The organism is Pseudomonas sp. V98_8 (genome assembly GCF_029967975.1).
In the GTDB taxonomy this organism is placed as follows: domain Bacteria; phylum Pseudomonadota; class Gammaproteobacteria; order Pseudomonadales; family Pseudomonadaceae; genus Aquipseudomonas; species Aquipseudomonas umsongensis.
Genome location: NZ_JASCAE010000085.1, coordinates 121,636 through 143,800 on the forward strand (window position 1 = coordinate 121,636; position 22,165 = coordinate 143,800).

20 protein-coding genes, 1 tRNA gene and 1 pseudogene are annotated in these 22,165 nt (G+C 59.4%); 12 read left to right on the top strand and 10 right to left on the bottom strand.

The genetic code is table 11. The features are described 5' to 3' along the window. Window positions 1-9 precede the first annotated feature (9 nt). On the bottom strand, window positions 10-972 hold the full coding sequence (locus QLG10_RS26775; RefSeq protein ID WP_188265087.1) for an alpha/beta fold hydrolase: 963 nt from the start codon (window positions 970-972) through the stop codon (window positions 10-12). A gap of 149 nt (window positions 973-1,121) precedes the next feature. Beyond that, window positions 1,122-1,309, bottom strand: a pseudogene (locus tag QLG10_RS26780) (DUF1016 N-terminal domain-containing protein); the annotation flags it as partial. 119 nt (window positions 1,310-1,428) lie between these two features. Between QLG10_RS26780 and QLG10_RS26785 the strand changes: the two are divergent. After that, on the top strand, window positions 1,429-1,875 hold the full coding sequence (locus tag QLG10_RS26785; RefSeq protein ID WP_110751933.1) for a carboxypeptidase regulatory-like domain-containing protein: 447 nt from the start codon (window positions 1,429-1,431) through the stop codon (window positions 1,873-1,875). Window positions 1,876-2,025: 150 nt separating this feature from the next. Here QLG10_RS26785 and QLG10_RS26790 read toward each other — a convergent pair whose 3' ends face one another. Next, complete coding sequence (locus QLG10_RS26790) at window positions 2,026-2,463, bottom strand: hypothetical protein (protein ID WP_248678721.1); 438 nt, start codon at window positions 2,461-2,463, stop codon at window positions 2,026-2,028. A gap of 357 nt (window positions 2,464-2,820) precedes the next feature. On the opposite strand from QLG10_RS26790, the gene QLG10_RS26795 reads away from it, so the two are divergent. From QLG10_RS26795 to QLG10_RS26810, 4 genes are all read left to right on the top strand, one after another. Then, the gene (locus QLG10_RS26795; protein WP_282488305.1) at window positions 2,821-4,311 is read left to right on the top strand and encodes an aldehyde dehydrogenase; all 1,491 of its coding nucleotides are present in this window, start codon (window positions 2,821-2,823) and stop codon (window positions 4,309-4,311) included. A 278-nt stretch (window positions 4,312-4,589) separates the two neighbouring features. Further along, complete coding sequence (locus QLG10_RS26800; RefSeq protein WP_110751939.1) at window positions 4,590-5,387, top strand: helix-turn-helix transcriptional regulator; 798 nt, start codon at window positions 4,590-4,592, stop codon at window positions 5,385-5,387. 48 nt (window positions 5,388-5,435) lie between these two features. Continuing rightward, window positions 5,436-6,818: an aspartate aminotransferase family protein gene (locus QLG10_RS26805; protein WP_110751941.1), complete on the top strand. Its 1,383-nt coding sequence runs from the start codon at window positions 5,436-5,438 to the stop codon at window positions 6,816-6,818. A 183-nt stretch (window positions 6,819-7,001) separates the two neighbouring features. Continuing rightward, the gene (locus QLG10_RS26810; protein ID WP_110751943.1) at window positions 7,002-8,381 is read left to right on the top strand and encodes an APC family permease; all 1,380 of its coding nucleotides are present in this window, start codon (window positions 7,002-7,004) and stop codon (window positions 8,379-8,381) included. A 162-nt stretch (window positions 8,382-8,543) separates the two neighbouring features. On the opposite strand, the gene QLG10_RS26815 is transcribed toward QLG10_RS26810, so the two are convergent. The 4 genes from QLG10_RS26815 to QLG10_RS26830 form a co-directional block, all read right to left on the bottom strand. Next, a tRNA-Phe gene (locus tag QLG10_RS26815) sits at window positions 8,544-8,619 on the bottom strand. Window positions 8,620-8,722: 103 nt separating this feature from the next. Beyond that, window positions 8,723-8,995 carry an oxidative damage protection protein gene (locus QLG10_RS26820; RefSeq protein WP_282488306.1) on the bottom strand — a complete coding sequence of 91 codons (273 nt, stop codon included), beginning with the start codon at window positions 8,993-8,995 and terminating at the stop codon, window positions 8,723-8,725. After that, a complete protein-coding gene (gene mutY / locus QLG10_RS26825) occupies window positions 8,992-10,059 on the bottom strand; it encodes an A/G-specific adenine glycosylase (RefSeq protein ID WP_033043801.1) in 1,068 nt (355 codons plus the stop codon). The genes QLG10_RS26820 and mutY overlap by 4 nt, the downstream gene beginning before the upstream one ends. Then, window positions 10,056-12,281 (bottom strand): AsmA family protein, encoded by a 2,226-nt coding sequence (locus tag QLG10_RS26830; protein ID WP_282488307.1) that lies wholly within the window; start codon window positions 12,279-12,281, stop codon window positions 10,056-10,058. Before QLG10_RS26830 ends, mutY begins: the two co-directional genes overlap by 4 nt. Before the next feature lie 408 nt (window positions 12,282-12,689). On the opposite strand from QLG10_RS26830, the gene QLG10_RS26835 reads away from it, so the two are divergent. The 7 genes from QLG10_RS26835 (at window position 12,690) to QLG10_RS26865 (ending at window position 18,528) form a co-directional block, all read left to right on the top strand. Continuing rightward, the gene (locus QLG10_RS26835) at window positions 12,690-14,354 is read left to right on the top strand and encodes an OFA family MFS transporter (RefSeq protein WP_282488308.1); all 1,665 of its coding nucleotides are present in this window, start codon (window positions 12,690-12,692) and stop codon (window positions 14,352-14,354) included. A 291-nt stretch (window positions 14,355-14,645) separates the two neighbouring features. Beyond that, window positions 14,646-15,239, top strand: coding sequence for an imidazoleglycerol-phosphate dehydratase HisB (gene hisB / locus QLG10_RS26840; RefSeq protein ID WP_007939452.1), 594 nt, complete (start codon window positions 14,646-14,648; stop codon window positions 15,237-15,239). Then, a complete protein-coding gene (hisH, locus tag QLG10_RS26845) occupies window positions 15,239-15,877 on the top strand; it encodes an imidazole glycerol phosphate synthase subunit HisH (RefSeq protein WP_020795738.1) in 639 nt (212 codons plus the stop codon). Before hisB ends, hisH begins: the two co-directional genes overlap by 1 nt. Next, window positions 15,877-16,134 (top strand): DUF2164 domain-containing protein, encoded by a 258-nt coding sequence (locus QLG10_RS26850; protein ID WP_020795737.1) that lies wholly within the window; start codon window positions 15,877-15,879, stop codon window positions 16,132-16,134. Before hisH ends, QLG10_RS26850 begins: the two co-directional genes overlap by 1 nt. Before the next feature lie 42 nt (window positions 16,135-16,176). Beyond that, window positions 16,177-16,914, top strand: a complete 738-nt coding sequence (hisA, locus tag QLG10_RS26855) for a 1-(5-phosphoribosyl)-5-[(5-phosphoribosylamino)methylideneamino]imidazole-4-carboxamide isomerase (protein WP_007972753.1) — start codon at window positions 16,177-16,179, stop codon at window positions 16,912-16,914. A 9-nt stretch (window positions 16,915-16,923) separates the two neighbouring features. Next, window positions 16,924-17,694, top strand: a complete 771-nt coding sequence (gene hisF / locus QLG10_RS26860) for an imidazole glycerol phosphate synthase subunit HisF (RefSeq protein ID WP_007897430.1) — start codon at window positions 16,924-16,926, stop codon at window positions 17,692-17,694. 78 nt (window positions 17,695-17,772) lie between these two features. Beyond that, entirely contained in the window at window positions 17,773-18,528 is a 756-nt protein-coding gene (locus tag QLG10_RS26865; protein WP_282488309.1) for an ABC transporter substrate-binding protein, read from the top strand. Here the strand turns inward: QLG10_RS26865 and QLG10_RS26870 are convergent. The 3 genes from QLG10_RS26870 to QLG10_RS26880 form a co-directional block, all read right to left on the bottom strand. After that, entirely contained in the window at window positions 18,509-19,822 is a 1,314-nt protein-coding gene (locus QLG10_RS26870; RefSeq protein WP_110751951.1) for a Vps62-related protein, read from the bottom strand. The two genes, QLG10_RS26865 and QLG10_RS26870, sit on opposite strands and share 20 nt — an antisense overlap. Before the next feature lie 231 nt (window positions 19,823-20,053). Beyond that, the gene (locus QLG10_RS26875; protein WP_188265081.1) at window positions 20,054-20,836 is read right to left on the bottom strand and encodes a divergent polysaccharide deacetylase family protein; all 783 of its coding nucleotides are present in this window, start codon (window positions 20,834-20,836) and stop codon (window positions 20,054-20,056) included. Between the two features lies 1 nt (window position 20,837). Beyond that, complete coding sequence (locus QLG10_RS26880) at window positions 20,838-22,157, bottom strand: S41 family peptidase (RefSeq protein ID WP_110751955.1); 1,320 nt, start codon at window positions 22,155-22,157, stop codon at window positions 20,838-20,840. Window positions 22,158-22,165: the final 8 nt, after the last annotated feature.

Sequence of the window (22,165 nt, forward strand, 5' to 3'; positions counted from 1 at the left end):
GCTGGTGGCTCAGTTGCGTGGCACTGTTTGCCCGGGCGTACCGGGGGCCAGCTCGCCGGCTTGCAGCCAGGACAGTGCGATGGGCCATAGTGTGGCTTGGTATGCGCTGCGAAAAAAGGCGAAATGTCCAACTTCTTGTTCGCCGATGTCTTCAGGGGTAATGCGCAGGTGGGTGTTTGTGCTGCCAGTGAAGTAGCCGAGCAGGCGTTCAATGGCCGCGATTGTGCCGTAGGGATCGTCGCTGATGCTGATCGCCAGGGTTTTCGCGGTGACCGCAGCGAAGTTCCTGACATGGCTGTCCTGGCCGCTGGGGCGCTTTTCGTAACGAGCGGTGGGCGTGCTCCAGTCTTGGACTACACCGGCTGGGGTGTCTTCCAGCCAGCCGAGGCGTTTGCCGGGAAAATATCCACATAGCCTCGTCACCAGCGGCATTACCACATGCCACTTGGCAAACATCCGCCAGCGGTGAGCGGACGCGTAGTCGCGCCAGTAAGCGAATTGCGCGCCGACCGTCACCAGGTGGCGAATGAGCTGGCCGGATGCTCCCAGGCCCGCAGCGCAGCCTCCAAAGCTGTGACCGACCACGTCGATCGGCTGGCCGGGAAATTCACGCTGTACGCGCTTGAGCATCGCCTCGAAGTCCAGGGCGCCCCAGTCGGACCAGGTCGCTTTCAGTCCTTTCATAGACGCTGGCCGTGATTCGCCAATACCGCGGTAGTCGTAGGTGATGACATCGAAGCCGTTGGCAAACAGGTAATCGGCGAAACGCGAGTAGTGTCGGCAGCGGACCGACGTGGCGGCGTTGATGATGACCACTGCCCGGGAGGTGTCCTGCCGCGCATGCCGCCAGGTGAAGCCGCCAAGGATGAAACCGTCGGCGGCAGCTTGCTTGAACGGTTCGCCCGAAGTGCCAGCCGTTAGCGGCAGCTCGATTTGAGTCGGGGCGAGTGAGGGGGCGTCCTGCAAATTCATTGGCGTCGGACCTTTGCGGGTAGCTGCCTACAATAGTCTTCGCACCGTACATGAACAATCCATCATGGCTCCCGATGAAGCCGCTCTTCAAGCACTGCCCGCTCTCGATCCAGCGGCAGGCCAAGAAACTCCAGCACAACCGGGTCTCTGTCGACCCGCAGCAGCCTGCGATAGTGGGTCCAGCTCAATTCGTGACGCAGTGCGTCACAAAGTGGGAACGCTTTATAGAACAGGCGCATGTACGAAGGTTGGAGGCGTCAAAGCCATTGCCAAACTCTACTGTCAGTACCTTGGCCAACGTCGAAAGCAATAGTTTTCCGTAGCCCGCACGCCGAGCCGATCCTTGTAGTACGTTTCGTAGCGCATTCAAGTACAAATCGTTCTAAAACATGACGACCGCGCCGGAAATCAAAATTAAGTAACGATTGGGTTCCGCGGAACCCGGGAGGCGTCATCATGAAGTACGTGCAGTCACTATTCCTGCCCTTTTTTGTCGCTTTCGGCGTGTTGATGAATCCTGTTGCGCAGGCCGCCAACCTTGAGCCGATCGACACTTCGGGTGTGCAGGTCCAACGCCAGGAACAAAACGGAGTTGCCTACCTGTCGGGTGGTATCGGTGAAGATGAGGCGAAGGCCATCCAGCAAACCAAGGGTTACAACCTGCATATGACATTCTCCGTCGGCGTCGGTAACGAATACATTCCGGATGTAAATGTCGCCATTCAAAATGCGCAGGGGAAAAGCGTGTTGACCCTGACTGAGGCCGGTCCGCTGGTTTACGTTCAGCTGCCGCCTGGCAAGTACACGGTCGTTGCATCGCGTGCTGGTCAGGAGCGACGTGATACCGCGGATGTTGGCTCCGGGGCCGCGCGCAACCTGGTATTTCACTGGAGTGACAGTTAGCCGTGCCGAAAGGCGCGCGGCGAATTCCTCAACTCTTAAATCCGCAAACAGCTGGCTTCACAGCTGTTTGCGGAGTATCGCGCGCTAGAGTTTGCGGTTTGCAAACGCGCGATGGATGGTTTGCTGAACAAACACCTTGGGGGGGATGTTTTAGCGGATGCTGCGGATATTGCCCTTATTACCTTTTACCGTGACGGAGACTTTCTTGAAGATGAAGTAGTTTTCTTCATTCACTTCATAGCGAGGGGCGACGATCAGGTCGGCACCGGACGATTTGACCGCTTTGTAGGCTGCAGCAGATTTGACTGCGCTGACCGGATCAAGGCCAAGACCGCTCAAGGCGCCGCTCTCACCGCCATAGCTGACACCGTCTGCAAACTGGGAATCGCCACCAAATTTGAGGAAACCGAACAGAACGTTGACCGAAGACTGGCCGGAGATCGCGTCACCGACAGCGATGTCCGCTTTCAAGTCTGCCTTGACGGTACTGTCGATAGGCGAGGACGGCTGGCTGTTGTTGTAGCTGACACAGCCGCTGGCGGTGGCAATGATTGCGGATAAGGCCAGGAGTTTTAATTTCTTATTCAAGAGCTGCTTCCTTACGTTGAAACGTGAATGCATGCAGGCAGATTTGCTGCTGCAATAGTTTCAATGAGGTGAGCCGATCCCCTCTATGAGAAGGATCTGAAAGCGTTGTATGAAGATTGGGCACAACTGGTGGGAAGGAGTGCCAGGTAGATGTAGGAATTTCAAAGACGGTAGATTTGTTAGATCCCGAGCATAAAAAAACGGAATCTTGCCTGCTGCTCCAGAACTTCGTTGCTACCCAGTTTTTTCTTGGGAACCGAACACATTTTTACTATTTTTCCCCGCTGCGAGAGTCGAGCATGATCCTGCGAAACCAATAAAAACTGACCGTATCGGCGGTCGGCATGGGAGTAGCGTGTGCTTGATCTCAACTACTGGCAGCAGCGGGCTGCCCGCCAAACATTCATTGAAAATGCCTTGATCGCAGGGCAGCCGGTCGCGTGCGCCTCGGGGGCGACTTTCGAGGTGATCAATCCGGCGACAAACCAGCGGCTGGCCTGTGTCGCGGCATGTGGCGAGGACGAAGTGAACCTTGCGGTACGTTCGGCTCGCCAGGCGTTCGAAGAGGGGACGTGGGCTCACATGGCTCCGGTGGAGCGCAAGAAGATCCTGATCAGGCTCTCCGAACTGCTCCTGGCCAACCGCGAGGAGCTGGCATTGCTCGACTCGCTGAGCATGGGCAAGCCGGTCATGGATGCCTACAACATCGACGTGCCTGGCGCGGCCAGTGTGTTCTCCTGGTACGGTGAGGCCCTGGACAAGCTCTACGATCAGGTCGCGCCCACCGCGCGCAATGCCCTCGCCACCATCACTCGCGAGGCACTGGGGGTGGTTGCTGCCGTGGTGCCATGGAACTTCCCGCTGGACATGGCGGCCTGGAAGCTCGCGCCGGCATTGGCCGCCGGTAATAGCGTGGTCCTCAAGCCCGCCGAGCAATCGCCGTTCTCTGCCTTGCGCCTGGGTCAACTGGCGCTCGAAGCCGGCATCCCGAAAGGGGTGTTGAACGTTGTCCCCGGCCTGGGCGAAAGCGCTGGAAAGGCCTTGGGCCTGCACCCTGATGTGGACTGCCTGGTGTTCACCGGCTCGACCCAGGTCGGTAAATATTTCATGCAGTACTCGGCGCAGTCCAACCTCAAGCAGGTCTGGCTGGAGTGCGGCGGCAAGAGCCCGAACCTGGTCTTCGAAGACTGCCAGGACCTGGACCTGGCTGCGGAAAAAGCCGCGTTCGGCATTTTCTTCAATCAGGGCGAGGTCTGCTCGGCCAACTCCCGGCTCTACGTGCAACGTTCTATCCATGATGAATTCGTCGAGCGCCTGATCGCCAAGGCTCGGGCCTGGCTGCCCGGTGATCCGCTGGACCCTGAAAGCAAAGCCGGTGCGATCGTGGATAGCGAGCAAGCCGCTCGTATCATGCAGGCGATCGAACAAGCCCGTGGTGACGGCGCGAAACTCCTGGCAGGCGGCGAACGCCTGACGTTCAATGGCTCTTCGAACTTCATCCAGCCGACGATTTTCGCTGGCGTGGATAGAAACATGCGCCTGGCGCGTGAGGAGGTTTTCGGTCCAGTGCTGGCCATCAGTGCCTTCGACTCCGAGGAGGAGGCGATTGAGTTGGCCAACGACAGCATCTATGGTCTCGCCGCCTCAGTCTGGAGCGATGACCTGAACCGAGCTCATCGTGTGGCACGGGCATTGAAAGCCGGGACTGTCTCGGTCAACACCATGGATGCACTGGATGTCGCCATTCCTTTCGGTGGCGGCAAGCAGTCCGGCTTCGGGCGCGATCTTTCTCTCCATTCATTCGACAAGTACACGCAACTTAAAACCACCTGGTTCCAGCTTCGTTAACACCGCTTCCATAGGCCACGTCGCAAGACGTGGCAGGGGAAAACCCGACCGCACGCACTCCTCGGAGTGGCGTGCTTTTCCTGCTTGTGGGGCATCTGGGGCGGCCGTTTGGCACCCTTTGGTCGACTCACCCTATCGGGTGATATCGGCAGTTTTCCGAGCGTGGGAACATCATTTCAACCCCGGCACCAGTCACCTCGTGTCGTTCCCAACCGTTCTTTTGGCGAGTCTTTGAAGTGGAAAACGATCGGTTTGTTTCTGCGCAATGGTTCGAACAGATGGCCAAGGTGACCGAGAGTATCGGTCAACCGGGATTCACCGCGACGCTGTTCGAAACCCTGGGCTGTATCTGGCCCATTCAGGCGACGACGCTTTACCAGTATCCGCATGGTGGCATGCCCAGCGCGCTGTTCGAACTTGACGGCCCCTGGCTGCCGCAAGGCAATGTGCGTCAGTACCTGTCCGGGTTCTACCTGCTTGACCCGTTCTACGGTGCCTGTGTGGAAGGCTTCAGCTCCGGTTGCTATGACCTCGCCGAGGTCGCTCCCGACCACTTCGAACTCAGCGAGTACTACCAGTCGTTCTATCGGCACTCGCACCTTCAGGATGAGTTGAACTACATCCTGCAGTTGTCTCCCGGACTGAGCCTGGCTGTCTCGCTGGCGTTCACGGAAAAACTGGACGCCGCCACGACGCAGCAGTTCAAGCGCATCGCGCCCTGGGTCCTGACCTTGCTGAAAAAGCATTTTGTCGGCCTGGACACGCGCGGCGCTCGCTTCGAAAACCTGTTGGAGCAGCGCATCCACTCGGCACTGGATAACTTCGGCTCGTCGATCCTGACCGAGCGCGAATGCCGAATCGCCCAACTGATCCTGCGTGGCCATTCGACCCGCTCCCTGGCCGAGCGCCTGGGGGTGTCGGAGGACACCATCAAGTCTCACCGTAAAAACGTCTACTGCAAGCTCGACATCGGCACGCAATCGGAATTGTTCTCACTGTTCATCGATTCGTTGGCCGAAGCCCAGGGCGTGCTCAGCAAAGACCCGCTTGAAAGCTACATGAGCAAGAGCCGCTGAACGGACTTGCTCCCCCTCGCGTGACTACCAACAAAAGAGAAAAAAGCCATGAATGCACCCTTCGAACCGAAACGGCAGACTCAGGATTATCAGAAGTCCGATGCAGCCCACCATATCCATGCATTTGTGGATCAGAAGGCGCTCAATGCCGAAGGCCCTCGAGTGATGGTACGCGGCGAGAGACTGTATCTCTGGGACAACGATGACAAACGCTACCTGGACGGCATGTCGGGCCTGTGGTGCACCCAGCTCGGCTACGGTCGCAAGGACCTGACCGCCGCGGCGGCTGCGCAGATGGACCAATTGCCGTACTACAACATGTTCTTCCACACCACGCATCCAGCGGTGATCGAACTGTCCGAGCTGCTGTTCAGCCTGCTGCCGGGCCACTACAGCCACGTCATCTACACCAACTCCGGCTCCGAAGCGAACGAGGTGCTGATCCGTACCGTTCGCCGTTACTGGCAGGTCGTTGGCAAGCCACAGAAGAAAATCATGATCGGCCGCTGGAACGGTTATCACGGTTCGACCCTGGCAGCCACTGCGCTGGGCGGGATGAAATTCATGCACGAGATGGGCGGCCCGATTCCAGACGTCGCGCACATCGATGAGCCTTACTGGTACGCCCAGGGCGGCGAGCTGACCCCGGCCGAATTTGGTCGGCGCTGTGCCCTGCAACTGGAAGAGAAGATTCTTGAGCTGGGCGCCGAAAATGTCGCGGGCTTTATCGCCGAGCCTTTCCAGGGCGCTGGCGGCATGATTTTCCCGCCCGAGAGCTACTGGCCGGAAATCCAGCGCATCTGCCGTCAATACGATGTACTGCTGTGTGCCGATGAAGTGATCGGTGGTTTTGGTCGCACGGGCGAGTGGTTCGCCCACCAGTATTTCGGTTTCGAGCCGGACACCCTGTCGATCGCCAAGGGCCTGACTTCCGGTTACGTGCCGATGGGTGGCCTGGTGCTGGGCAAGCGCATTGCCGATGCGCTGGTGGAGCAGGGCGGCGTCTTCGCCCACGGCCTGACCTATTCCGGACACCCGGTCGCGGCCGCGGTAGCGCTCGCCAACCTCAAGGCGTTGCGTGATGAAGGCATCGTGCGCCAGGTGAAGGAAGATACCGGACCGTACTTGCAGCGGATCCTGCGCGAAGTGTTCGGCAACCACCCGCTGATCGGCGAGATCCAGGGCGCGGGCCTCGTCGCAGCCTTGCAGTTCGCTGAGGACAAGGCTACGCGCAAACGCTTCGTCAACGAAAACGACCTGGCCTGGCAGTGCCGCACCTTTGGTTTTGAAGAGGGCGTGATCATTCGTTCGACCTTGGGCCGCATGATCATGGCGCCGGCACTTGTGGCAACGCGCGCGGAGCTGGACGAGCTGGTTGAAAAGACCCGTATCGCGGTAGACCGCACTGCACGGATCGCGGGAAAGCTCTGAGCTCATCTGTGGGCCAGGCATGCTCGGGGCGGTGATCAACAGCGTTGCATCGCCCTGTATGCCTATCGATTGAACAAGTGGCTGTCGGAAATCGGGCAGCCCACCCTTCAGCAGATCATTCACTAACGGTGACCGTTCTTCGGATACCGCAGCGTCCTGCATTCAAATTTTCAGGAGTCAGCAATGAATACAATAACAAGCGTGGCCGACACTCCTTCCCATCACACCCCATCGGAATCGGTTTCGCCTGGCAGGTTTCGACAATCCCTGGGTCTTACCGCGCTGGTCCTCTTCGGCCTGGCGTACATGGTCCCACTGGCGGTGTTCACCACCTATGGCCTGGTGACCCAGATGACCAAGGGCCACTTGCCTACCGCCTACCTGCTGACCCTTGCCGCCATGCTGCTGACTGCCTACAGCTACGGACGCATGGTGCAGGCACATCCGTATTCGGGATCGGTGTACTCCTATACGCGTAAGGCCTTCGGTAGCTACTTTGGCTTCATGGCCGGCTGGACCTTGTTGCTGGACTATATCTTCCTGCCGCTGCTCAGTTATCTGCTGATCGGCATCTACATGTCCGAATACTTCCCCGCGGTTCCCGCTGCGGTGTGGGTGGTCGGCTCCATTGCCCTGGTGACCTTCCTCAACCTGATCGGTATCGAATCCATCACCCGGGTCAACTTGCTGCTCGTTGTCGTCCAGTTGGTCTTCATCGTTGTGTTCGTGGCGTTGTCGATCCATAACCTGGGGGATCAGTCGGAGCCGGTTTCGTTGCTCGCACCCTTCCACCACGAGGGCTTCAGTGTTCCGCTGATCATGACCGGCGCAGCAGTCCTGTGTCTGTCCTTCCTCGGCTTCGACGCCGTGTCGACCATGGCCGAGGAGACGCCCAACCCGCGGCGTCTCATCCCCCTCGCCATCATGGTGGTGAGCCTGCTCGGCGGCCTGCTGTTTGTCCTTGTTTCGTATTTCGCGCAAATGGTCTACCCACAATGGAACACCTTTGCCGACCCGGACTCGGCGTCGCTGGACGTCATGCGCCGCGTGGGGGGTGAGCTGCTGGTGACCGCCTTTACCGCCACCTACGTGGCTGGGTGTTTTGCCTCGGCGATGGTCTCCCAGGCCAGCGTCTCCCGGGTGCTGTTCGCCATGGGTCGGGACGGTGCGCTGCCGCGGGTGTTCGGCAGGCTGGTCTCGAAGAAGCGGGTGCCGGCCACGGCGATCATGCTGGTCAGCCTGTTTTCGCTGATTGCCCTGTTCATCACCCTGGATACCGTGGCCAACATGATCAGCTTCGGCGCGCTCTTCGCGTTCTCGGCGGTGAACCTGGCGGTGATCAAGCATTACCTCGTCGACCAGAAGCTGCGCGGCCTGCGCAATTGCCTGATCTACGGTCTGGTGCCGGCCCTGGGCTTCCTCAGCACCATTTGGCTGTGGACCAGCCTGTCCAGCATGTCGTTCATGATTGGTCTTGGCTGGATGGGGTTAGGGTTACTTTGTCTGATGGGCGTTACGCGTGGGTTCCGGATGAAGCTGCCGGAGTTGCAGATGGCGGAGTGAGCGGACTGCTGAGGCCGGGCTACTCCAGCCGCCCCTTGTGATCGCTTGCCAAGCTTTCACGGGGGGCATGCAAGGGTACAAACCCTGAAAAGCAAAAAACCCGCACTAGGCGGGTTTTTTGTGTGCTTCCAGGTGTGCTTGGCATCACCTGAAAACGAAAGGTGGTGCCCAGAGACGGAATCGAACCGCCGACACGGGGATTTTCAATCCCCTGCTCTACCGACTGAGCTATCTGGGCAACGGGGCGCATTAAACGGGTTTTTCAGAGGGTCGTCAAGCAAGTTATCAAAAAAATTTAACTATTACCGTCGCTTACGATCCGACCCCCCGATTCCACGGGCTTACTCGGCAGGCGGAACGTAGCCTTCGGCCTTGGCGTAATCCTCACCGGAGAAGTACTTGTCCATCTCGCCCTGAAGATATTTGCGGTCTTCGGCGTTCATCATGTTCAGGCGCTTTTCGTTGATCAGCAGCGTTTGGTGTTTTTGCCAATCGCCCCAGGCCTTGGCCGAGACGTGGTCAAGAATGTCCTGGCCTTTGGCACCCGGGAATGGAGCGCGCTCCAGGGCGGGCAATTCTTCTTTGTACTTGCGGCACATGATGGTGCGGGTCATGACGACTCTCCTGCGTTCAATACGGCGGCCGCGCGTTCGAGCAAGGTCTTGACCGGGGCGGCAAGGCCCAGGCGCGGCGGGGTGGCGAGGTTATACCAGAGCCAGTCGGCCTCGGCCACGTGCTGGCCAGCCTCCTGGACCTGAACCAGCCAGGGTTCGATGGATAACTGGAAATGGCTGAAGGTGTGCACCAGGTTCGGCAGCGCCTGCGGGTTGCCCAACTCCAGCGAGTGCTGCGAGGCGAGGTGTTGCAGGTCGTCGAGGTCATCGAGTTCCGGCAAGCTCCACAAGCCGCCCCACAAGCCCGTGGAAGGTCGACGGTAAAGCAGGATCGCACCTTCGGCATTGGCAAGCATCGGCATCAGCGTGCGTTTCTGCGGGATGGCTTTGCGTGGCTTGGGAATCGGGTAGCGGGTTTCCAGGCCGAGCATGTGCGCTTCACAGCCCTTTTCCAGCGGGCAGAGCAGGCAACTCGGCTTGCTGCGGGTGCAGAGCGTGGCGCCAAGGTCCATCATCGCCTGGGTGTAGGCGTTCACCCGATCGTGCGGCGTAAAGCGCTCAGCGTTCGCCCAGAGCTGTTTGGCGACCTTCGGCTCGCCCGGGTAACCCTCTTGTGCGGTAAAGCGCGCCAGCACGCGTTTGACATTGCCATCGAGGATCGGCGCGCGCAGGCCCATGCTGATACTGGCGATCGCGCCCGCCGTGGACAGGCCGATGCCGGGCAGGTCGGTGAGTTTTTCCACGTCCCGTGGGAATTCACCGCCGTACTGCTCGACGACGATCTTCGCGGTCTTCTGCAGATTACGCGCGCGGGTGTAGTACCCCAGGCCCGTCCACAGGTGCAGCACTTCGTCCTCGGGCGCCGCCGCCAGGGCTTCGACCGTCGGCAGCGAGGCCATGAACCGGTCGAAGTAGTTCAACACGGTGCTGACCTGGGTTTGTTGCAGCATGATTTCCGAGACCCACACCCGATAAGGGGTGATGCCCTGTTGCCAGGGCAAATCGTGGCGGCCGTGGCGGTCGAACCATTCCAGCACCGCCAATGAAAACTGCTCGGCTCTCATCGCTTGAACAGCCCCTTGAGTGCGTCCTTGAGTTCCGGGCTGACCTTGTCGCCCAACTTTTCGTCGATTTTTTCGCTGATGCGCTCGCCCGCCAGTTTGCTCGCGACCTGGCCCATGCGCTCGTTGTCCAGGCGGCAGGCCTTGGCGCCGAGCTCCAGTGGGCCGCGGCAACGCAACGGCCACTGGATGCCGACAAATTTCTCGCCTACCTGGCAGGCCGGGTCCGGCATGTCGCTCTTGTCGCCTTCGACAATGATGCCCACGCGGTAATCCATGCCCAGTACGCGCAGGTCGATATCGCCATCGCCGTTGACGGTCATGCCGGGGATGCGCACTTTCAGGTCCGGGTTGTTCGCGACACCGTTTCTAAAGGTCAGGGTGCCCTTGAGCTCCTGGAACGGTGTGTCCTTGCCCCGTGGCTCGCCGCTGAGGGACTTGCGGTTGAGCGTGGCGATGCCTTTGCACAGCTGTTGTTCGAGGTTGGCATTGAGCAGCACGCCATTGTTGATGACGAAACTGGCGTTGCCGTTAAGGGTCTCTATCAGCGCTTTCTGGCTGTTGCCGCTACCGGTGAGGGTGCTGTTGAGTGTAACCAGGCCTTTGACCGGCGGCTCCTTGCCCTGGCTTTCGAGGATTTTTTCCGCTGGCACCCGGCTGATCTGCGTCTGCAAGTTCAACACGGGTGCCTGCTGGCGCACGTCGAGGGTGCCTTTGGCTTCGAAGTTGCCCTCGTACAGGTCACCGCGCAGGCTGCTCAGCGTCAACAGTCCGCCCTGGCCGTTGGCCTTGAGCACGGCGTTTTGAATCGGCAGTTTTTCCAGGATCAACTGGCCGAAGGTCAGGTCGGCGTCTACATCCAGCTTGCTCAGGCGTTCCACCGGCAGCAGGCGCTCGTTGCTCCAGGCTTCTTTGGTTGGGGATTGCGGCAGGGGTGTACTGCCGGCCCCGGCCAGGGCATCCGCTTCGGTGCTGGCGACTTCGGCCTGACGCACTTGCTTGGCGCTGTTGGCCTCGGCCGACTTCGGCGCCAGGTAACGGTCGACGTTGAAGGTATCGGCCTTGAGGGTTGCGCGCAGGGATTGCTTGGCAAAATCCTCGACAGCGATGCGGCCGGTGAAGGTACTGTCGTCGAGTTTCAGGTTGATGTCATCGAGTGTAAGGCTGGAGGGCGTGCCGGTCAGGCGTGTGGCCAGTTCGACCTTGCTCAGGCTGCCTTCGGCCATCGCCGGGAGTTTCTGGCCGATGCTGTCGACGAATTTCGCCAGGTCGAACTGGGCAATCGACAAGCCGCCGTTAACCTGCGGGGTTTTATCGAGGTCATTGACCTTTAGCTCGCCCAACGCTCGCAGTTGGTTGGCGGAGACCTTGATCCCGGTCCATTCGGCGACGTTGGCGGCCTTGTCCAGCAACAGCTGGCCTTGCGCCGCGAAAGTCACGGTCTTGCCTTGCAGCGGATCGCCGGCGACTTCACCGGACAGCTTCATGTCTTCGAGCTTGTAGCGCTGCAGCGCGCGTTCGAAACGCAATTCGCCGTTGAGCTCGGTGCGCACCCGCAGGACCGGCTGGTTGGTGCCCAGGAACGCGGTGAGCTTGACCGGGATATTGGTGGAGTCGTGCACCGGGCCGGTACTGAGCTGGATGCTTTCGGCGCTGAATTGCTTGCCGGTTTTTTCGTCGCTGTATTCCACGCGGGCGTTGTTGACGGTCAGGCTGTCGATGTCCAGGCGAATGGGCTGTGCCGGTTTTTCCACCTGGGCGGTGGTTGGCTGCTCAGCTTCGCTGGTGGCATCGGCAGGCGTGGCCGTGGTTGCAGGCTTGGGCACCTTGCCGATGTCTTCCCAGTTGCCGTGGCCATCTTTGTCGCGGTTCAGGCGCAGGTTCAGGCCTTCGACGCGCACATCGCTCATCTGCACCTCACGGCGTAGCAATGGCAGAACGCGGACCGACAGGCCGAGCATCTGCAGGTCGGCGAACGGCTCGGCGGGCTTGGCCAGGGTAGCGACCGCCGCATCGTGCAGTTCCAGGCCCAGCCAAGGGAACAGGCTCCAGCCGATATCGCCATTGAGCGTCAGCTCGATGTGGGCCTTGTCGCGGGCAATCTGGCGTATCTCGTCTTTGTAGTCGTTGGGATCGAAGAGGTGGGTCAGGGCAAAGCCCAGCGCCACTACGATCAGCAACAGCCCGAGAAGTACCAGACCCAGGATTTTGCCGAACGCTTTCATGGGCGAGTCCTTGTAGTTAGTCGAATTCGAAATTTAGCCGGGGAGTATAGCGCTCCGCAGCGCCCGACCGGGCAGATCACTAGGACAGAGCGTCGAGCAGCCAGGCAAAAAGTGATTTTTCCTGCGTGTAATCAGGATCTGTACCGCAGAAGAAGTGGTTGATCAGTTCGACAATGATCGCGAGGGAGGTTCCTTCAGTGGTACGAAAACGGACAACTTCGAAAACGTGATGTCAGTTTGGTTTTTCGGTCACTGGCAAATGCTACCCTGCACCGGTTCGTCCGCCCCTCTGCGACGTGATGTCGCAGGAAAAACGAGCCTTTCCCTAAAAAACGGTCATGTCTGCGTGCATTAAGGCTGGGGGTGAAGAGTGGTTGGCGAACACTACTGACAATTGGGGGATAAACAATGACCACGAGCATCACGGCAGACGGCCTTCAAGCCGGCCAGCCCGCGTTCCTTTCCAAGGAGCGCATTATCGCCAGGCCCGGTTTCAACCGATGGCTGGTGCCACCGGCCGCACTGGCTATCCATCTGTGTATCGGCATGGCGTATGGCTTTTCGGTGTTCTGGTTGCCTCTGTCCAAAGCGCTGGGCATCACCGCGCCAGTGGCTTGTGCGCCCGACATGAGCTTCATCGCTCAAGTGTTTTCTTCGCAATGCGACTGGCCGATTTCGATGCTCGGCTGGATCTACACCCTGTTCTTCATCTTCCTGGGTTGCTCGGCCGCCATCTGGGGTGGCTGGCTGGAGCATGCCGGCCCACGCAAGGCGGGTGTCGTCTCGGCGCTGTGCTGGTGCGGCGGTCTGCTGATTTCTGCGCTGGGGGTCTATACCCACCAGATCTGGCTGATGTGGATCGGCTCCGGGGTCATTGGCGGTATCGGCCTGGGCCTGGGCTACATCTCGCCGGTGTCGACCTTGATCAAGTGGTTCCCGGACAAACGCGGCATGGCGACCGGCATGGCGATCATGGGTTTCGGCGGGGGTGCAATGGTCGGTGCGCCCTTGGCGGCGGCGTTGATGAGTCATTTTGCCTCGCCTACCAGTGTCGGCGTGTGGCAAAGCTTCCTGGTCATGGCGGCGATTTATTTCGTGTTCATGATCGGCGGCGCGCTGTCGTATCGAGTGCCGCCTACCGGCTGGAAGCCTGAAGGCTGGACGGCACCTGCGAAAAAAGCCTCGAACGCGATGATCACCCACCGTCACGTGCACGTTAACGTGGCGTGGAAGACGCCACAATTTCGCCTGGTATGGCTGGTGTTGTGCCTGAACGTATCCGCCGGTATCGGCATCCTCGGCATGGCATCGCCACTGTTGCAGGAGGTTTTTGCCGGCAAGTTGCTGGGCAATGACCTGACATTTGGTCAACTGGACGCCTCGCAACTGGCTTCGATCGCCGCCATCGCTGCAGGTTTTACCGGTTTGCTGAGCCTGTTCAATATCGGCGGGCGTTTCTTCTGGGCTTCGTTTTCGGATTACCTGGGCCGCAAAAATACGTACTTCGTGTTCTTCGCCCTGGGCTTTGCTTTGTACGGACTGATCCCGAACCTTGGGCATCTGGGCAGTGTCGCGCTGTTCGTGGCAGCGTTCTGCATCATCCTGTCGATGTACGGCGGTGGTTTTGCCACGGTCCCTGCTTACCTGGCTGACCTGTTCGGCACGCAAATGGTCGGTGCTATCCATGGTCGCCTGCTGACGGCGTGGGCGGCGGCGGGCGTGTTGGGGCCGGTGCTGGTGAACTACCTGCGTGAATATCAGCTGAGCATCGGCGTCGAGCGTGCAGCGGCATATGACATCACCTTGTACATCCTGGCGGGCCTGCTGGTACTGGGCTTTATCTGCAACCTGCTGGTACGTCCGGTGGCCGACAAGTACTTCATGACCGACGCTGAACTGGCTGCCGAACAGGCGCTGGGTCACGACAAAGGGGCTGACAGCAGCACCGTGCTGGAGTGGAAAGCGGCGGCGGGCACCAAGCCACTGGCGGTGGCTGCCTGGCTGGCGGTGGGTATTCCATTGACGTGGGGTGTGTGGGTGACGCTGCAAAAAACAGCGGTACTGTTCCACTAAGAGGCTGAGGGTCTGGCCTGACATCTTCAGGCCAACACCAAACCCTGTGGGAGCGAGCCTGCTCGCGAATGCGGTCTGACAGTCGACAAATATGTTGCATGTGCAGCCCCGTTCGCGAGCAAGCCCGCTCCCACATTTGTTTTGTGGTGCTTGAAATGGCTTGTATGGACATGTCTATCCCCGACGACCGGGGATTCACTCCGTCAGCGATATCACCTCCCGTGTTTCTGTTTCGCGCCCGCGCCCCTATAATGGTTGCCTTTTTCGCCCAATGATTTTGCGGAGCTGGTGATGGCCGAACGTATGGCGTCAGTCGAGCGCGACACTCTGGAAACCCAGATCAAAGCCTCGATCAACCTGGATGGCACCGGAAAGGCCCGATTTGATATCGGTGTACCTTTTCTTGAGCACATGCTGGACCAGATCGCCCGTCACGGGCTGATCGACCTGGATATCGTCAGCAAAGGCGACCTGCATATCGATGACCACCACACGGTGGAAGATGTCGGTATCACCCTGGGTCAGGCATTCACCAAAGCCATCGGCGACAAGAAAGGCATCCGTCGCTACGGCCACGCCTACGTGCCGCTCGATGAAGCGCTGTCGCGCGTGGTAATTGACTTCTCCGGCCGCCCAGGCCTGCAGATGCATGTGCCGTATACCCGCGCCACCGTCGGCGGTTTCGATGTTGACCTGTTCCAGGAGTTTTTCCAGGGCTTCGTCAACCACGCCAACGTTACCTTGCACATCGACAATCTGCGTGGGCACAACACCCACCACCAGATCGAAACCGTGTTCAAGGCTTTCGGTCGCGCCCTGCGCATGGCCGTGGAACTCGATGACCGCATGGCCGGGCAAATGCCATCGACCAAGGGCGTCCTGTAATGCAGACGGTCGCGGTTATCGATTACGGCATGGGCAACCTGCACTCGGTGGCCAAGGCCCTCGAGCACGTGGGGGCTGGCAAGGTCCTGATTACCAGCGATGCGAACGTGATTCGCGAAGCCGACCGGGTGGTTTTCCCCGGTGTTGGCGCGATCCGCGACTGCATGGCGGAGATCCGTCGACTGGGTTTCGATTCACTGGTACGTGAAGTCAGCCAGGATCGCCCGTTCCTCGGCATCTGCGTTGGCATGCAGGCCTTGCTCGAGCACAGCGAAGAGAACGACGGCGTCGACTGCATCGGCCTGTTCCCGGGCCAGGTGAAGTTCTTCGGCAAGGATCTTGTCGAGGATGGCGAACACCTGAAAGTCCCGCACATGGGCTGGAACGAAGTAAAGCAGAAGGTGAGTCACCCGCTGTGGCACGATATTCCAGACATGGCGCGGTTTTACTTCGTGCACAGCTACTACATCGCCGCCGGTAATGCGCGGCAGGTGGTCGGTGGCGGTCATTACGGGGTCGACTTTGCCGCAGCACTGGCCGAAGGCTCGCGTTTCGCCGTGCAGTTCCACCCGGAGAAAAGCCATACCCATGGCCTGCAGTTGCTGCAGAACTTCGCCGCGTGGGACGGTCGCTGGTAATGGCGGTCAAGAAGAAGCCGCCGATCCTGACCCTCACTCCTGAACAGGAGAGTGAGGCCAATCACAAGATCAAGCGCTTCATGGAGGATCGCTTCGAACTGGACCTGGGTTCGTTCGAAGCGGCCGAAATCCTTGAGCTGTTTACCCGCGAAATTGCTCCGCACTATTACAACAGGGCGATATTCGATGTGCAGGCGCACCTCAAGGAGAGGTTCGAAAGCATCGAAAGCGACCTGTGGGCGCTCGAGAAAAACTGATTTCCGAGCCAAGCTGAACATTCAAATTTGAAGGTTTGCCAGATGCTGATTATTCCCGCTATCGATCTTAAAGACGGTGCCTGTGTTCGTCTGCGCCAGGGCCGCATGGAAGATTCCACAGTGTTCTCCGATGACCCGGTGAGCATGGCTGCCAAGTGGGTGGAGGGCGGTTGCCGTCGTCTGCATCTGGTCGACCTGAACGGTGCGTTCGAAGGCCAGCCGGTCAACGGCGAAGTGGTCACTGCGATTGCCAAGCGCTACCCGAACCTGCCGATCCAGATTGGCGGTGGCATCCGTTCCCTGGAAACCATCGAACACTACGTGAAAGCGGGCGTGAGCTACGTGATCATCGGCACCAAGGCCGTGAAAGACCCGGCCTTCGTTGCCGAAGCCTGCCGCGCGTTCCCGGGCAAGGTAATTGTCGGCCTGGACGCCAAGGACGGTTTCGTCGCTACCGATGGCTGGGCTGAAATCAGCACCATCCAGGTGATCGACCTGGCCAAGCAATTTGAAGCCGACGGCGTGTCCGCCATCGTTTATACCGACATCGCCAAAGACGGCATGATGCAGGGTTGCAACGTGCCGTTCACCGCTGCGCTGGCGGCTGCCACGAAGATCCCGGTGATCGCTTCCGGCGGCATCCACAACCTGGGTGACATCAAGACCCTGCTTGACGCCAAGGCGCCGGGCATCATCGGTGCGATCACCGGTCGCGCGATTTATGAAGGCACCCTCGACGTCGCGGAAGCGCAAGCTTTCTGTGATTCGTACAAAGGCTGAGGACTGACCATGGCGCTGGCCAAACGCATCATCCCTTGCCTGGACGTGGACAACGGCCGGGTCGTCAAAGGTGTGAAGTTCGAGAACATCCGTGACGCGGGCGACCCGGTGGAGATCGCCCGTCGTTATGACGAGCAGGGTGCCGACGAGATTACTTTCCTCGACATCACTGCCAGCGTCGACGGTCGCGACACCACGCTGCATACCGTCGAGCGCATGGCCAGCCAGGTGTTTATCCCGCTGACCGTGGGCGGTGGCGTACGCACCGTGCAGGACATTCGTAACCTGCTGAATGCCGGTGCGGACAAGGTCTCGATCAACACCGCTGCCGTGTTCAACCCGGAATTCGTCGGTGAAGCGGCGCAGCACTTCGGTTCGCAATGCATCGTGGTTGCCATTGATGCGAAGAAGGTCTCGGGACCTGGCGAAACCCCGCGCTGGGAAATCTTCACCCACGGCGGGCGCAAGCCAACCGGGCTCGACGCGGTCGAATGGGCGAAGAAGATGGAAGGCCTGGGTGCCGGTGAGATCCTCTTGACCAGCATGGACCAGGACGGCATGAAAAACGGCTTCGACCTGGGTGTCACCCGCGCCATCAGCGATGCATTGGGCATTCCGGTGATCGCTTCCGGTGGTGTCGGCAACCTGCAGCACCTGGCCGACGGCATTCTCGAGGGCCACGCCAGTGCAGTGTTGGCAGCGAGTATTTTCCACTTCGGTGAATACACCGTTCAAGAAGCCAAGGCCTATATGGCCCACCGCGGTATTGTGATGCGCTGAACAAACCGGTACAGGCCAGTGGACATCATGGCGGGCTCAGGGCACTCTTGAGTACGCCATGGATTTCGGTAGCCAGACATGTTTAAACGCATTCTTCTTGTTCTCGCCAGCGCTTCCTTGTTGCTCATCAGTAGCGCACGCGCCGCCGACAGCTCCACCACGGAACTGGTGTTGCTGACGGAAAACTTCCCGCCCTACAACATGGCCAAGAACGGCAAGAACTTCGCTCAGGACGAGAACATCAATGGTATCGCCGTGGACATCGTTCGCGAGATGTTCAAGCGCGGCAACGTCACCTATAGCCTGACCCTGCGTTTCCCCTGGGAGCGGGTCTACAAACTCGCGCTGGAAAACCCCGGTTACGGAGCATTCGTAATGGCCCGTTTGCCGGACCGCGAGCGGCTTTTCAAGTGGGTCGGGCCGATCGGTCCGGATGACTGGATCATGCTGGCCAAGGCTGACAGCAAAATCTCCCTCGAGAGCCTGGAGGACGCGCGCAAGTACAGGATTGGCGCGTACAAGGGCGATGCGATTGCCGAGACGCTCGCCAAGCAGGGCCTGAAGCCCATCGTGGTGCTACGTGATCAGGATAATGCGAAGAAGCTGGTCAGCGGACAGATCGACCTGTGGGCCACCGGCGACCCGGCCGGGCGCTATCTGGCGCGCCAGGACGGGGTAAACGGGCTGAAGACCGTGTTGCGTTTCAACAGCGCTGAACTGTACCTGGCGCTGAACAAAAACGTGCCGGACGAAACCGTGGCCAAGTTGCAGGCTGCGCTGGATCAGCTACGCAAAGATGGCATGGTCGACGAGATCATGGGGCGGTATCTGTAATCGCTGTCGAGTCGGTCGGCGGTTGAGGGGCAACCAACGGTGCGTTACCTCCAGGTGGGTATTCGGTGAAATGGAAACGGCCCCTGTCGGCATAAGAAAAATTGACTGCCGCTTCAGTGCCATCTTCGCGTAGCAGGTCGTAATGGCTCTGCAACTGATAAACAGCCACCATCTTGTTTGGTGGAACGATGGCCTCGACCGTTTCGGTTTTGGAATTGCTCCATCCACTGGACGACGTTTCATTGTGAATAAAACTCTCGCTTAGTTTGGCCGAGAAATTTACAGGCTGACCAGCGTCTGAAGTGCCGCTAGTCCATTCGGTTTGGACCTGGATGGATGTTTCGCGTATGAAAATCTGTAAGACGTTGCTGACCAGCACTCGTCCCGCTGTCCATTTGAACGCACTTTCCTCGTCACCCGTGTTATGGCTGTGCCCGATCAGTACGTAATGGTCCGTTCTGTTCAGGTAGTAGTAAGGTGATGTTCGAAATTGATCGATGGGGCGCAGTGCGATGTCTTTGACCGCGAACCAGGGAATCGTGGCAATTTGAGTGGCTTGGGAGGGTTCTAGAGACGAGGGTGATTCGAATCCCGAAAGCACTGGCGGCGTTGGCGCCGGATTGATCTTGAGGGGTATCTCCATACGCAATGAAAAAGCTTCAACGAGTATGGAAGATTGGCTGTCTTTCTTGAAGCCGATAAAGGTGCCTGGTGCAAAATAGATTTCTCCTGCTGCAGGAACCGGAGGCTCTACTTGATAGGCACTAAAGCTCTCCTCTGCGCCACTGTCCCAATTGTTCCAGATCGAATTGCCTACGCGCGAAGAAATGACCAGATCAGCCCGCACACAGCGTACTGCATGAAGTGGTGGTTTTTCGTCGCCACGGCTGCACACCACGCCCAGTGCAATATATCCATCAGGGGCGATAGGTCGCCACATTGCACCGCCCTGTTTTGAGTTTGAATCTCTCCAGAGTTGCTCATAGTCGTCCGGCGGACTGAGTGCTTTGGTTTGCGCAGAATCGCCACTCTGCAGGTCGCCCTCACAGACAACCGCTACCACTCTTTTGCCGTTGATGTCGCCGTCCTCGGACGCGATTACATCGCCCAGCGGAAAAAATCCAGGCAGTACGTCAGGTGCCGGCGCGGGACGCCAAAAATTGCCAGGGTTCGAAGCCGAGGTCTGCGTGGAAGTGATGCTGTGGAATTCCGTCGTAAAGTTGATCAGCAGGTTCTTGAATTTTATTGAAGTCATCTGTCGGGTGGGTAAGGCCACATTGCCATTCGTGTTCATAGTCAATCCTGAGAGTTCAAAGGGCTCGGGGGAGCCGCGATCTGTTCAGGTCTCACTATCCGGGCAGGGGCGAGGCAGCTGGCGGTAATTATTTATAGGACGTGATAAATAACTGGAGCTTTGTGTGATAGGAGTTCCTGCCGGCTGACGTCGCTCGACGGGCAGGTGCACTAGAGAATATGCCTGGGCCGCTGTGAAAGAAGGGCAGCGGCGGTGTGGCATCGAAGGTGTTCAGAAGGCTGAGGCGTTGAGATAGCGTCCGTTTTTGCCATGTGCAGGCGTCGCCTGATTGCCGCGCACACTGACCATCTGCTTGATATCAATCCACTCGATGCCCTGAGCCTTGAGCTTGGGCAGTTCACGCTCCAGTACCGCCAGCGTCTGCGGATACGGATGCCCGATCATCACCGCCGAACCCTGCTTTTGCGCAAGGCTGATTGCTGTCTGCAATTGGGTGAAAATTGCCGCTTCAGTGCGCTCATCATCCAGAAACACATCACGCGAAATACTCGCCAATCCAATCTTTTGCGCTTCGGCCGCCGCCACGGTCTGCGCACTGGTGCGACTGTCCAAGAAGAGCTTGTGCCGACGCTGCAGGTCAGCCATCAACCAGGCCATGGCCGGTCGCTGGGCTGTCATGCGGCTGCCCATGTGGTTGTTGATGCCAGCGGTGTAGGGTACGACCTTGAGCGCTGCGTTCAGGCGTTTCTCGAGCTCTTCGACAGGCAAGTCGGGATGCCAGGCGAACGGACCGGTGGCCGGGTCCATGGGCATGTGCAGGATGACGATTTTACCGGCACGATGGGCTTCGCGGGCGAATTCGGTGGCGTGAGGGGTATCGGGCATGATCGCCGCCGTCACCGGCCCCGGAAGGGCCAGCACCTGGCGATCCCGGGGCAGGTTTTGCCCCAGGTCATCGATGATCAGGCTGATGTAAGCCTTTTGAGGGGCGGGCGCAGCGTGAATAACACCCGCCAGGCAACACAACAGCCCCAGGACTACCCGCGCTAGCATCTCAGCGGCCGGATGTGATGCTCAGCCCTTTGAGCAGGCTCAGGGCCTGGGCCAGTTGGTAATCGTCGTCCTGCGGCATCGGCTTGGCCTTGCCGCCGGAACTGCTCGGTTTGTCGGCGCCACCGTTGCCGTTGCCCAAGTGACCTTGCAGGTCGGCTTCCTTGAAGTAGTCGCCGTCTTGCTCGTTGGTGATCTTGGCCTTGCGCACTTCGATGTCCGGGACGATGCCCTGGGCCTGGATCGAGCGGCCGTTTGGCGTGTAGTACAGCGCCGTGGTGATCTTCAGGGCACGGTCGTTGTTCAGTGGCAGCACGGTTTGCACCGAGCCTTTGCCGAAACTCGGCGTGCCCATGATCACCGCGCGCTTCTGGTCTTGCAGGGCGCCGGCGACGATTTCCGAGGCCGAGGCGCTGCCGCCATTGATCAGCGCGACCATTGGCACGGCTTCGCTTTCGTCCTTGCCGGTGGCAGAGAAACGCAGTTCGGAGTTGGCGATGCGACCCTTGGTGTAGACGATCAGGCCCTTGGTGATGAAATGGTCGACCACTTCGACCGCCGATTGCAGTACGCCGCCCGGGTTGTTGCGCAGGTCGAGGATGATGCCCTTGAGTTTCTTGCCGTTGTCTTTGCGCAGCTTCGCCAGGGCCTTGGACACTTCTTCGCCGGTCTTGACCTGGAATTGGGTGATGCGGATGTAGCCATAGCCGGATTCGAGCAGCTGGCTCTTCACGCTCTTCACCTGAATGATGGCGCGGGCCAGGGTCACATCGAACGGCGTGCCGCCGTCACGTACCAGGGTCAGGGTGATTTTCTGGCCGATCTTGCCGCGCATCTTGTCCACGGCTTCGGTCATGCTCTGTCCGCGGGTGGGTTGGCCGTTGATCTTGACGATGAAGTCGCCCGCCTGGATGCCAGCCTTGGAGGCCGGTGTGTCATCGATTGGCGACACCACTTTGATGAAGCCGTCCTCGGCGCCGACTTCGATGCCCAGGCCGCCGAATTCGCCACTGGTGCTTTCCTGCAGTTCAGCGAAGTCTTCAGGTCCCAGGTAGGCGGAGTGCGGGTCAAGGTTGCTGAGCATGCCCTTGATCGCGTTTTCCAGCAGGGTCTTGTCGTCTACCGGTTCGACATACGCGGCCTTGATCCGATCCATGACCTCGGCAAAGGTGCGCAACTCTTCCAGCGGCAGTGGCGCCTTGGTGGTCGCGGCAGTGCCCGCAGGCGCGACTGCCGGGGCCGGTTGAGCGGCAAACGCCAGAGGCGCGCCGATCACCAGGGCGATCGCCAGGGCCAGCGAGGTAAGGCGGGACAAATGCAGCATGTCGAACG